General features: G+C 37.4%; 9 protein-coding genes. All 9 read right to left on the bottom strand.

What is annotated here, in order from left to right; all coding sequences use genetic code 11:
• Nucleotides 1–25: 25 nt before the first annotated feature.
• Complete coding sequence (locus B0E34_RS19350; protein ID WP_087712143.1) at nt 26–898, bottom strand: lytic transglycosylase domain-containing protein; 873 nt, start codon at nt 896–898, stop codon at nt 26–28.
• Between the two features lie 55 nt (nt 899–953).
• Nucleotides 954–3,449: an ATP-dependent Clp protease ATP-binding subunit gene (locus B0E34_RS19345; RefSeq protein WP_087712142.1), complete on the bottom strand. Its 2,496-nt coding sequence runs from the start codon at nt 3,447–3,449 to the stop codon at nt 954–956.
• Between the two features lie 258 nt (nt 3,450–3,707).
• On the bottom strand, nt 3,708–4,112 hold the full coding sequence (tssD, locus tag B0E34_RS19340) for a type VI secretion system tube protein TssD (RefSeq protein WP_076392041.1): 405 nt from the start codon (nt 4,110–4,112) through the stop codon (nt 3,708–3,710).
• 189 nt (nt 4,113–4,301) lie between these two features.
• Nucleotides 4,302–5,264: a hypothetical protein gene (locus B0E34_RS19335; protein WP_087712138.1), complete on the bottom strand. Its 963-nt coding sequence runs from the start codon at nt 5,262–5,264 to the stop codon at nt 4,302–4,304.
• A 249-nt stretch (nt 5,265–5,513) separates the two neighbouring features.
• A complete protein-coding gene (locus B0E34_RS19330; RefSeq protein ID WP_087712136.1) occupies nt 5,514–6,041 on the bottom strand; it encodes a hypothetical protein in 528 nt (175 codons plus the stop codon).
• Between the two features lie 152 nt (nt 6,042–6,193).
• Entirely contained in the window at nt 6,194–7,453 is a 1,260-nt protein-coding gene (locus B0E34_RS19325; RefSeq protein ID WP_165763029.1) for an SH3 domain-containing protein, read from the bottom strand.
• A complete protein-coding gene (locus B0E34_RS19320) occupies nt 7,446–9,581 on the bottom strand; it encodes a DUF5675 family protein (protein ID WP_087712133.1) in 2,136 nt (711 codons plus the stop codon). The genes B0E34_RS19325 and B0E34_RS19320 overlap by 8 nt, the downstream gene beginning before the upstream one ends.
• Before the next feature lie 20 nt (nt 9,582–9,601).
• Nucleotides 9,602–10,105: a DUF4280 domain-containing protein gene (locus tag B0E34_RS19315; protein WP_087712131.1), complete on the bottom strand. Its 504-nt coding sequence runs from the start codon at nt 10,103–10,105 to the stop codon at nt 9,602–9,604.
• Nucleotides 10,106–10,199: 94 nt separating this feature from the next.
• Nucleotides 10,200–12,599 carry a type VI secretion system protein TssR domain-containing protein gene (gene tssR, locus B0E34_RS19310; protein WP_087712129.1) on the bottom strand — a complete coding sequence of 800 codons (2,400 nt, stop codon included), beginning with the start codon at nt 12,597–12,599 and terminating at the stop codon, nt 10,200–10,202.
• Nucleotides 12,600–12,606 lie beyond the last annotated feature (7 nt).

Below are 12,606 nucleotides of genomic sequence, written 5' to 3'. Positions count from 1 at the left end.
AGGTTAAACATGATCGCTTAGTGTTCTACTGTGCGGTGTTTTTTGTATTTCCTTCTTTTACGGATCTTGAAAGAATTTTAGTTTTTCTCAATAAAAAATCGGGCATCAGATCAGTAGGAAGATATAAAGTGCCTTCACCTTTTTTCTGAAGTTCATCGTTGATATTGGGATTCCATGAAAGTAATTTATCTACATCTACATCCAGTTCATCAGCAATGATGTTGAGATTGAATCCTGCATTGATCTCGGTTTCTGCCAATTGCACATTGTTTTTTCCGCTTCCTCCTTTTACGAGGAAAACGGTGTTCATCCTTGAGGAATTATAGTTTGCCAAAACATTCTGCAATTCTCCGGTTGCATAGCATGCATTCAGATATTTTTTAACATGATTGATGGTTTCTTCCGGCAAAAACTTATAAAAAAGATGGTATTGAGTAGAGTTTGCAGCCGTCATAGCTTTGGCAATATTTCCTTCTCCACAGTTGTAAGCAGCCACTACAGTAATCCAGTTGTTGTATTTTTTGTATAGATTGGCTAAGGAAACTGTTGCTGTTTTTGTGCTTTTGTAAAGATCCGTTCTGTTCTGTTCGGTTAATCCGTATTGATTCGCGTGAGCGGTCATAAACTGCCAAACTCCCACTGCTCCGGCTCCCGAAGCTATATTTCTGTTGAAATGGGATTCTATTAAGGCTAAATTTCTCAAATGTTTAGGCAAACCTTTCTGAACCAGAGAATATTCGATAAAATCTACAATTTCTCTGTTGGCATTAATAATACTTTTATATCTCTTCACACTGCTTTCCGAAGTATCGGAAGCAGCAAGAAACTGTGCATTCGCCAAATTCGAACACAACAATACTATTGCGGTTAGAAAAATATTTTTGAGATTTGGGTTCATTGTTTTATGCTTTTGTGAAAAGTTTTTTAAACTGATTCACGATTTCCATTCTTTCTTATTCTACGTTCCAGCTCAGTTTTTCTTCTTCTGAATTCCAGTCGACATGAATGGTCTGTCCGGCTTTTACTTCTTCTCTTACGATCATTTTCGAGATCGGTCTTGCCAATTGAGAACGTATTACTCCTGAGATCTGTCTTGCTCCGTATTTGCTGCTAAATCCGCCCAATGCAAGATTTTTCACGGCTTCATCGGAGATTTTCAGGCTCATTCCCAGTCTGGCTAAAGAATTGTGCAATGATTTTAACTGAATATTAAAAATTCTCTCGGCGATGGATTCTGTAATTGGCGCAAAAGGAATAATTTCTGTAATTCTCGCTAAAAACTCAGGTCTGAAACGTCCTGAATTCGACATAATCTGCATCAAAGTATTCGATTCCGGGATTTTTCCTTCTTCAAACTGCTTTACGATTTCTTCGCTTCCGATATTTGAAGTAAATAAAATCAGCGCATTGCTGAAATCGCCTTCTTTTCCAAGCTTATCATGAACTTTTCCTTCGTCCATGATTTGTAAAAAGACATCAAAAACCGAATGATGGGCTTTTTCAATTTCATCAAATAACACCACAGTGTAAGGCTGCTGTCTTATTTTGTTTACGAGCATTCCTCCTTCTTCGTAACCTACGTATCCGGGAGGCGCACCGTATAAAAGTGCGGCTGAATGTTCTTCTTTAAATTCAGACATATCAAAACGAACCATTGCCTTTTCGTCGTTGAAAAGGAGTTCTGCCATTGATTTTGCCAATTCGGTCTTTCCTGTTCCTGTTGGTCCCAAAAGGAAGAATGATCCAATCGGCTGTCCCGGTTTATTGAGTCCGCTTCGGTTTTCAACAATTGCATCGGAAAGGATTTTTAAAGCATGATCCTGCCCTACAACACGGTTCATTAAAAGAGATTCCATATTCAGCAGTTTCTCTTTTTCCTGCGCCTGAATTTTCCCGATCGGAATGTTTGTTTTTGCCGCCATTACCGCCGCGAGTTCAAGACGGTCTACTTTTTCTCTTTTCTTTGAGGCGTGCTGCAAAAGTTCGGCGTAGCTGTCTTCAATAATTTTCTGAATCTGTTCCACCGGCATGGAATTGTCGATTTGTGGCTGCTCACTTAAAGAACCCCACAAAATCGGACTTATTTTGTCTTTCAGCAGATTGTAATTCCAGATCAGTTCGTCTGCTTTGTCTTTTTCATCGAAATAATCTTCGCTCTGAAGCTTTTCGTAGGTTAATTTCCAGCTTTCCAGTTCTTTCTCTGAAAGTTCGTCGAGCATTTTAATCGCCGCCATGGTTCTGTCTAAGAGATCGATTGCTGCATCGGGAAGTTTTTTCCCTTTAGCATATCTTTTTGCAAGACGGACACATTCCGGAAGGGCAGTTTTCTCTACTTCAATTCCGTGGTGTTTTTTGTAACCTTCGAGTAAAACGTCGATCATTTTAACACAGGTTTTTTCGTCCGGCTCATTTACCGTTAACACTTCGAATCGTCGGTTGAAAGCCTGTTCCGGCTCAATAATTTTTCTGTATTCTTCCTGAGTGGTGGCTCCGATGACGGTAATTTCACCTCTTGCCAGTTCAGGTTTAAGCAGGTTTGCAACGTTTCCGATGCTTCCTTTTGGATCTAAAAGGGTATGAATTTCATCAATAAAAAGAATCGCTTTTTCTATCTTTTTACATTCGTTGATGACTTTTTTCAGACGGTCTTCAATCTCGCCTTTGTAAGAGGTTCCTGCTAATAAAGCGCCGGTGTCTAATTCCAGTAAGGTTCCGTTTTTAAGCATCTCAGGAACGTTTCCTTTGGTGATTTCAATGGCAAAACCTTCTACCAAAGCGGTTTTCCCGACTCCGGGTTCTCCGATAATGATAACGTTGGGTTTGCTTCTCCGGCAGAGAATTTCGACCAGCATTCTGAGTTCTTTGTCTCTTCCGATGATGTTTTCAAGCTCTCCTTTTCTCGCTTGAGCTGTTCTGTCTGTGCAATAGCTTTTTATGGAAGGAAAAGACTGGTCTGGATAGTCTGAGCCGTTTGAAAATATTGAAGAATATTCTCCGTTTTCCGAACTTTCGTAAGGCGTATCTTTTCTGTATAAATTAAAAATTTCGTGTTCTCTGAGAGGAAGGGATTTGAGCTGCTGTAAGGTAAAAGCGACCTGAGGTTTTACAATTGCCGTTAGAATGCAGATCGGGGTAATTTCGTCCAGACCTAATTTCAGACGGATATCATCCGCTTCTTCTACAATACGATCTACTGTTTCGTCTTCTCCTGCTTCGGCGGGAAGATGACTGGTTTTGGGATAATCTTCAATACGCACATCTGCCCATTCGTAAAAATATCCGGGATCTTTGTCGATGCTTTTAAGGAATTCGTTCAACCCGATGTCTTTGTGCATGAGTGCCTGCAAAATGTGCGGTGCTCCATAGGTTGCATTGTAATTTTCCTTCGCGATGGATTGTGCTATATGAAATAGCTGCTTTACAGTCTCATTGGTAACTAATACTCCCATTGTACTATTCAGATTAATATTTGGTGTGTGGTGATTGGTGTTCTTCGGGTTTGGATTTTCCTTATTTTTTTATGGGATAAATCTATAACCTTCTGAATTTTTATTGTTTACTAAGTTAACTGTTTTTTCTTAAAAACGGAAAATTATGTCTTAATAATGTGATTTAGAATGATTATTTTAACAAAATTTAATTAAAAATGGTAAAAAAAGACCGCCTTGCACGACAGTCTTTTGTATGAATACGATGAAATGAATATTTTAGCTTGATGGCCAAAGACCTTCGTATTTGGAGTTTCCGTAGTCGATGGTTTCTGCACTTACCACGAAACTGATGAGCATACTGTTTTCGTCTACCGCATCGAACTCAACTTCGTGCTGAATAACGTATCCGTTGTTCCATGAAAGTGTGATTAATGTGCCTTCTTCGTGGGATTTGTTGAAGGTGATTTCTCCTGTTGTCGGTTTGTATTTTCCGTTCAGTAAGCTTTCCAGAATGTCTGATTTTTCTGTTGCTTCTACGGTTACTTTGATGAGCGCATTGGAAGGATCTGAAGCTACTCTACCAGAAACATCCGTAGATCTTGAAACGCTGTAGTTCAGTTTCAGTAATTTTTGCCCTTCTCCGCCATTGAATTTTAAGATTCCTCTTGAATTTGCTGCCATGATAGGTAAATTTTAATCGTTAATAATATTTTGTGATTCGGTGATTGTGTAACAAAGGTAGCACGGCAATTTTTTTTCTGAAAGTTTTTAAACAGCAATTTTAAATTTTGTCGTATTTCTACGATTTGATGTCGTAATTCTACGATCGTAGATTTAATAAAATCTTAACAATCCTTTACTGTAAAATGTTTACGACAATTCTTTTAACACAAAAAGACTCGTATTTTTTACACCAAACTGAGAAATAGTATATTTGATTTCGATCTCTTTTACTAATCCCGATTCAGTAAACAGCACATATTTTCCTTTGAAATCTTTATTATTTTCCAATGGATTTATTCTTTGCTGAAGAATAATTTCCCGGTCATAATCCGCATTTTCCACCTGTTGCAAAAGCTGAATTTCTGTATACTCTTCTCCAATTGACTGAGCCAAGTAAGATTTTCCGTTTGTAAAGCTGTTTCTTAGGTCGGCAAAATAATTTTTGATGAAAATATCTTCCTTCATTCTGCTGTGGAAAAGTGAAGGATCGAGAACAATCCGTTCGAATTCATTAAGATATATTTTGGCGTATTTATCCGGAAAAAGATCTTCTAAACGTTCTTTTATTTTAGTGAGATTATCCAATGTTTCTTTTGGTAAAGCTATCAGTACAATTCTGCCTTTATCATCGGTTTTTACCTCAACAGGATTCAGCGAACGGATGGATTCTGAAGCGAGATCTGCCATCATGCTTCCCGATTTTTCCGAAAAATTATTTTTGAAGAGGTGAAAAATGTGATTATTTTCTTCTTTTCGAATCCATTTTACTGAAACGGTGTAAGAAAGTGCATTTTCTTTTTCTTCAAGCACATTTTCTTCGGTTTCCCGGCTTTCGACAGTATAAATTTTAGCCAGATTTTCGGGACGGAAAGGAATGTGAGGATTTAATTTCGGACTTTTAAAATGAGCATCGTTGCGGCTGTTGTATTCCTTTATTTTATGAATATCAGGAATAAGAAGTTTTTTCCGCGGAACAAGGTCATCATCTATAAAATCTTCTCTTGCACAATGGGTATTGTGAAATTCTTTAAGGTATTTTGGATTTTCGAGATTAATTTCTTCAGCTATACTTTCCAGCGTTTCACCGGAAAGGATAAAATGAACGGTCATATATTTTGTTTTTTGGCTAAAACTAAGTTAGAGGAAAAATTTTAGTCAGCAAAATAGTTTTGCCGTTTTGATTATCCTGTTAATTTAACGTAAGTTTACAAGTTTTTTAATGCGAATCACTTTTTTAAGTTTGCAAAAGCGTTCTACTCAACCAACAATGCAGCCTTTTTTAAAACCATTTTAAATTTAACCACAAAAAAACAGCGCCCGAAAATGGATGCTGTTTCTATTTCAATCATTAATTTTTGATTATTTCTGTCTGGTGAATTCCAGATATTTATCGCCGCATTGCGTGAAGTGTTCGAATTCGTTCATTGCGTTTCCGTAATTCTGGATCACAATTTTGTCACCTTCATACACACCGCCAATTTCGCCCATCATAATGTTGGTGATCGCTCCTGTTTTTTCGTCGGTTTCTGCAGAGACATTTCCGGCAGCAATTACTTTTGTTTTATCTAAAATTTTAAACGTTGGATTTCCGTCGGTATTTTTAAATTCTATTGAAAATCTTGCACCTTCACAGGTTGTTGCGATAAATTTTCCTTCAACAGAAGTTTTGGAGACGGTCTTTTTTGTATCTTTTACTTCCGGACTTTCTGTTTGTTCATCAGATTGTGCTGAATCTTTTTTCTCAACAGGAACTGCTGTTTTTTCAACAGGCTGAGAAACGGACATTGAGTCTGCTGTTGCTGTTTTGTTCTTTGTTTCATTTTTCGAGCAGGAAATGGTGAAAAGTCCTGCCAGTAAACAAATTCCAATGATTTTTTTTGTAATCATAAGGTATACTTTTGACGTATTTATTAGATCAAAAATACCATAAATTTTAATCCGAAAATATTTTTATTTTAATTTAATTCAAAAATCCGATCTTTTAAAACAAAAAGGAAGTCATGCTTACATAACTTCCTTTATTTTAATTAATTTTATTATTAATGAGCAGATGTTAGCCTGCTTTTATGCACATATCCTTTTGTGCCCTGGCTGGTTTTTACAAGATACCAGTCTCCGGAATTATCCAGAACCTCAACATTTTCACCTGAATTTATTTTTTGTAAAACCTGTGAAGATGTATTTTTTTCTTTCCGTAGATTCGTATAACCATCCGGATCCTGAATAAGGTACTGCTTCCCGTTTTCCGAAACTTTTTCTACCCTGCATTTTTTGCTTCTTTCATTTTCTTCCGGTATAGAATTTAATCTGTCTGACCAGCCGGATTTTGTAATATCAATATTCTGAGAAACATCACAAATGTACTTTACAGCATTTTCTGACACATCAGACATGGTTTTATAAATCGTATTTCTCAAAATCCATGTATTATTTTCGGGAATAATATTAAATTCCTTTTCATAAAAGCCACGATCGGGAAAGTAAGTTTTCACTGTAAAACCTTTAATGTTGGCGATCGGTGTAATATCTCTGATGATATTTCCTCCGTCTTCAGAAAAATTCGTTGTCTCCAAATTCAGATCATAGCTTCCTGCCTTATTTCCTAAAAAAACAAATAAATCTTCGCCCTGATAAGCTGTACTGCTTACTAATTTATCCGGAATTCCATCTTTGTTTACGTCGAAAGTTTTTATGAAATAATTTTTGTTATTTTCATAGGTTTCAAACGATCCCCGCTTTTTTTCAGAGGAGATATTGGCAGATAAAAAACTATTGGCAAGCTGCTGTTTTTCTTTACTTAAATTTGAAATAAAATCCGAATCTTTTTTAAATCCTGATCCGCTATCAAATAAAAACGACAAAACAGACTTTGCATCATTATCTGAAAGAGAATTGATAAGATGATATCTTTTATTTTCTTTAATATACTTTACGGCACTATTCTGAAAATATGCAACTGCATCAGCCTGCCAAATACCTCCTTTTGATATATTAATGATCTGGCTTTCGTATTTATTGTATTTTGGCTGTTTAATAAGCGAAAACAAATAGTCAATATATTTATTGGCATTATTATAAAGTGGTTCTGCAGTATCTTTTTCATCATCCCATCCAAAAGTATTTTTAAAACTTGTAAAATCTTTAGGAAAACTGTTCAGAAAAGCTGATTCTTCTTTATTTTCGAGTGACGTTGTAAGGGTGGTAACTTTTTCACTAATATCTTTATTAGCATTTTCCTGAGACGGACTTTTGCACGAAAATAATACGGCAAATGACATCAATAAATACAATCTATTCATAGGCTTGTGAAATAATAATTTTAGCATCTTTTATGCCAATTTCTTCTACATAGTCAAATATTTCCTTTAATTTTACTTTACTACCTCCCACAAAGTCTTTGGATTTGGTAGAACCCGGTAATAAGCACCCTTCGGTGTCATCCGCTGTATTTCCGGAATGTATTAAAATTGCTCTAGATTTTGATACTACATCGTTATATAATTTTAACCCTTTTTTTATTTTCGTTCCGGCATGCCACTCCAAATTGTATATACCGACGGGAACTCTTTGTTCGATTCCCGAAACGGTAGTATCGGGACCTTTTTCCTCAAGAATATAACCTTTAATTTCCGAATTATCAATTGTAAATTCTCCGATTGTAGATTTGTCCGTCTGCCATTTTCTGGTTAATCTAATCGTTACAGAAGTACTTCCTGAAGATGCAGCCGTTTTTTTCTGGTCTTTATTTACACAATCCTGAGGATACTTAAAAATATTCTTTAAAGTTAATACATAATTTCTTCTTTCCTGCAGTCCGTTAGATCCTCCATTTACTAAATAACTTATTAAATCTACTTTATCGTCATCTGCAATTAATCCTAAATTTACGGTACCATATTTTCCGCTTGTTTTTCCGTCTGTGTAAGTAATTGTTTCTTTAGGATAATCCGGATTCTGAATCTTTACGTATGCAGGAGGATCGGCAGGTCCTTTCCATCTTTTTCCTACTCCTAAAACTTTTCCCTGCTTCCAGTACCAACCGGCAGAATCACAGGCATTGGACAGATTGTTTGCAATCTTGTCATAGTCCTTTACACAATCAATTCCGCTGTATGCTTTGTAGATTTTATAATTACTCTCCCAGGTTAATTGCATTAAGCCTCTTCCAAAATAAGGTTTATAATCTTTTTTAGTAGCATACTCTAAAGTTGTTCTTAACCGGTCTGTCTCATGATAAACCTGCGCCAGAAAATGAAGCTTTCTTAAACATGTATTAATCTGATATTTTGTAAAAAGGCTATTCAACTGAGTTCTTAATTTTTCAATCGTCTTATCTTCTTCCGGCAATTCACAATTACTGGCACCAAAAAGTGCATAGCCGCTGTCTTTTTTAACTCTTGGCTCACTATCTCTAAGTCCTTTAATAATTTTTTCAAATTCTTCAGCGGTAAAATCCCTGTTGCAAAAGCACTTTCCTTTTTTATCTGAAGCCTGTTTTTCCGTATGATCTACCACACTCGTTGTTTTACCTTCCGGTTTGGGAGCCGTAGGTTTTTTATCCGGTTTTACCGTTCCTTTGGATTCCGCCCAGTCCCAAAGTTCATTCCACGTATTTCTTACGGTTTCTGTGAAGGAATCGAACACTCCGCTGGTTTCTTTTTTAGAATCTGGTTTTGAAGCGGCGGGCGAACCGGTGGCTTTTGGCGTGGATTTCGGAGCCGGAGACTGCTGAACTGGCGGTTTGTATTCAGGATTTTTTATCACTCTGTTCTCACTTGCGTGTTTTCTGTCTTTGTAATATTCTACCGTTACATAGAATTCCAGTTCTTTAGGATCTCTTTCACCCTGCGAAGCTTTCTGCATCAAAGCTTTCGTGAGCATAAATTCTGCGGTTGCCGTTCCGGTTCTGCTTACAACCGCTTCTTTGCTGTCTACAAATTTATTCTTAGAACTATGTCCTTCTCCGGCTGCATCATCTTCCCAAAGCGTAAACAATAATTTTTTACCTGCAAGATTTACGCACTGCGCGCTGGCTACAAGCTTTTCCTGATAACTGAAAACGGTTCCCGGAGAATCGTCTGCATAGCGCAGTTCCACTTTATTGATCTTTGGAATTTCTCCCAGTTGCGGAGTAATATCGATTGTTGTAGAACCTTTTCCTTCCGGCTGATGAAGATACGCTTCGAGACGATAGGTATTTTTGGCTGCAACTTCTCCAAAGGTAAAACTTCCGTCCCCCACTTTTTTGATGTTTGTTGTGGTAAAGCTTCCGTCGGGACGTTTTTTAAAAAGCTCCCAGGTAACCACAGCAGGATTTCTTTCTTCTGCGGGCGTGGCGGGATACCAGTCCGTAACCATGTAAGTTGTTTTTTCGCCAACTACAGGATTTGGATTTCCTGAGATCTTTGAAACTCCTTGTTTAGACATAGAATGTTTTTTGGAATTAATTAATAGGCATCAATTTCATTTTCAAGAACGGTTTCTTTAAAATCCTGTATTTTCACCAAAGGATTGATGTGTTGAACCGTTTTGTTGTCTGCATTTTTCACATTCTGCTTGCTCATTTCTCCCCGCTGTCCGTGATCTTTGATGGTAATTTTACCTCCGATTACACATTGCAGTTCAGAAAATTCGGTGACGATCTTTTTACCCATAATGGTTACTTTGTCGTATGTTTTCTGCCATTTTCCGGCAGGTGCATAAGAACATGGCAGATAACCTCCTGAAGTAGGTTTCAGTTTACATTTTCCGAAACTGGGACCGGATGGATTAAACTGAAGATCGTCTTCGGTAACGCCAAGAAAATCTGCATTACCATCGGAATCGTTCCAAAAATGTTTCTGATGGGAGGTAACTTTGTACTGCGGGAACTGATCACCCTGGTTACACTGGGCTTTGCCTTTCCGGACAACAAAGTATTTGCCGTCATGAGGTGATGATTGCTGTGACATATTTACGTGATTTGGGTAATCCAAAGATAAAAAATTTACATCAAAAAAATAAAAAAAGCAGAAAATTATTTTCCGCTTTTCTGTTTATAAAGAATTAATGTTGAGTATATTCCGGTTCTTCAACAGGCATCATGGTCGGCATGAAATATTCGTTCAGCCAGTAGAAAGTCTGTCCGTTCTGCTCGATTTTCACCGCAGGATCATTTCTGTGAGACAACATTCTGTCGGCTAAATCTTTGTAATGTTTAAAATAGGTTTTTACCGTTTCATTAGTCACAATTTTAGATTTTTTCCAGCCTTTCAGCATATATTTCGACATCAGCTCTTCATCAGAATTATCAAAACCTGTGCTGATTCCCACGGAGTAAGACATCGGCTGTTTGTAAAGATCACTTTTGTCTAAAAATTTCAGAGTAGGGTTGTATTTTTTAAGCAGTTTCACATACTCGTTAATCGCTCTGGACTGGCTGAAATACGATCTTTCCGCTCCTGTATTCTGATAAACTTCGGTGTAGAAAAGTTTTAAATTGTCAAATTCTTTCTCGGAAATTAAAATTCCTTTCTCTAATCCCGGTTTGTAATCTTTCAGTTCTTTCGGAATGTAGCCTTTCACCAGAAACGGATTTCCGTAATTGATGAGCTGTGCGGCAATTCCTGCCGGAACAGGATTGGTAAGTCCCGGATAAAGATATTTGTATTTTACATCTACATCCGTTCTTCCTGCTCCTACTGATGAATGGAAATAATCGTTTAAAGATTTATCCAAAGTCATATTATCGAGAGTAACCTGCGCAATCAGGCTGTCGACAGATTTTTTAAGATAACCCGGCTTCGCGATATCTCCTTTTTTAGGAAAAATTACAAATCCCTGTGCCATACTCTGCTTCGGATAATCGAGTGAGAAAAAGCCTTCATCTCCTTCGATAAGGCTGAAATTATTTTTCGTTAAAACATCATTCTGGTTAATAATTTTCTGTTTCTTCAGTTCAGCAATATTTTTTGCGGTATTGGTTACCACATTTTCTGCCATCAAAACAAAATCATTATAGGTATCGGATGATCTCGCGCTGGTCTGGAACATGATCAGTCTCGCCTGAGCCTGCGTTAAAGAATTGATGACTCCGTACATATTTCCGCCCTGACTGGACGATGTTCCCACCGTTATGACAATATTGGTTTCATCCGGAACGTTAGACAAAAGGTTTCCGGCTGCCATCAAACCTTCGTTTACCGGCTGATAACCGCTGTTGCTTACACAGTTCATCTCATTGCTTTTCTGATCGATGAAGGTGGTGATTTTGCTGTAATCTGTGCTTAAATTTGAAACCGCCACATTGTCTCCACAGGAATTATTTTTGTACAAAACAACTCCGTATTTTACCTGATTAAAATAAGACGGTTTCTCGAATCTCAACTGTAAATCCTGTAACAAAGATTTAACAATCGGAGCATAAGGTGCATTCGGAGCACTGATATCTAAAGCAAATACGATATTTATTTTTTTATTTTTTTCTGTAATTTCCCGGTAACGGTCGAAATAAATCGGCTCTCCCAATACATTGAAAACGTAATTTTTGCTGTAATCTAAAATATTGGTAAAATACTTTGTTTTAGAATCCGGAGTAGGCGGTTCGTTTAGGGGTAATGTTACTGGAAAAATATTTTCAAGCGGTGTTCTTTTGTTCACATCCGTTAATAAAATAGCAGTCCTGTTTTCGGTTTCGTTTCCTCCCGGAGAACCTTCATGAATTCCCAGCGTGGTTTCTGTAATTCCTGTGGTATTTTTCATTTTTACAGCAGAACGTTCTCCCCATGTAGAAACCACATTGGAGCTTACCCATCCGTACAGACTTGTACTGATGCTGTCGATATCGATGTTTGGTTTTTTACCCACCAGAAATCGTTTGTTATTTTCTGCCTGTTTGTAGACGTATACGATCTGTCCGTTCGGGATTTTCACATCTGCCTGTTCAATAAGACTCGGCGAATTGAAAACCATGATGGAATCGTTCTTGTAATATCTTTCTGAGTTTTTGATGACCTCACTGTTGCTCGGTACAATGGCAACTCTTACCGGAAAGCCTGTTTTTTCGCTTTTTAAGGAATTGCTCCATAAAAGAAGATCAGATTCCGGAATCCAGCCATAGGTTTTGATCTGTTTGGAAGATACTTTTTTCATGAGTGCATCCGGAATATATTCTGCAACTTTTACCATTCCGTCGCGGTTTTTTAACACCATTAAAGGTTCCAGAAATTTAACTTCTTTATAGGATTTTTCATCGCTTTTATCAAGGTATGCGGTATTTCGGGATCTGTCGGATATGGCAATCCACGGAACTGATTTTTTAGGAAAACCGTTGACGACCGGTGAATTATCAACCTGTCCGTAATGGGTGGGTTCGGGAGTTCTTTTCGATGGCAGTTTTACCTGACAGCTTACGAGCAATACTGAAACTCCGATATAATATGCTGCTAGAGGAAGTTTATTTTTCATCCTGATT

It is taken from the genome of Chryseobacterium mucoviscidosis, from assembly GCF_002177115.1.
Classification (GTDB): Bacteria; Bacteroidota; Bacteroidia; order Flavobacteriales; family Weeksellaceae; genus Chryseobacterium; species Chryseobacterium mucoviscidosis.
The sequence above is the reverse complement of the archived record's forward strand: the minus strand, read 5'-3'. Positions and strand labels throughout refer to the sequence as shown.

Bases quoted from the DNA above. Each gene is read 5' to 3' on its own strand.
- B0E34_RS19330 (WP_087712136.1), bottom strand. From the start codon at position 6,041: ATGATTACAAAAAAAATCATTGGAATTTGTTTACTGGCAGGACTTTTC.
- B0E34_RS19350 (WP_087712143.1), bottom strand. From the start codon at position 898: ATGAACCCAAATCTCAAAAATATTTTTCTAACCGCAATAGTATTGTTG.
- B0E34_RS19325 (WP_165763029.1), bottom strand. From the start codon at position 7,453: ATGAATAGATTGTATTTATTGATGTCATTTGCCGTATTATTTTCGTGC.
- B0E34_RS19315 (WP_087712131.1), bottom strand. From the start codon at position 10,105: ATGTCACAGCAATCATCACCTCATGACGGCAAATACTTTGTTGTCCGG.
- B0E34_RS19335 (WP_087712138.1), bottom strand. From the start codon at position 5,264: ATGACCGTTCATTTTATCCTTTCCGGTGAAACGCTGGAAAGTATAGCT.
- B0E34_RS19320 (WP_087712133.1), bottom strand. From the start codon at position 9,581: ATGTCTAAACAAGGAGTTTCAAAGATCTCAGGAAATCCAAATCCTGTA.
- tssR (WP_087712129.1), bottom strand. From the start codon at position 12,599: ATGAAAAATAAACTTCCTCTAGCAGCATATTATATCGGAGTTTCAGTA.
- B0E34_RS19345 (WP_087712142.1), bottom strand. From the start codon at position 3,449: ATGGGAGTATTAGTTACCAATGAGACTGTAAAGCAGCTATTTCATATA.
- tssD (WP_076392041.1), bottom strand. From the start codon at position 4,112: ATGGCAGCAAATTCAAGAGGAATCTTAAAATTCAATGGCGGAGAAGGG.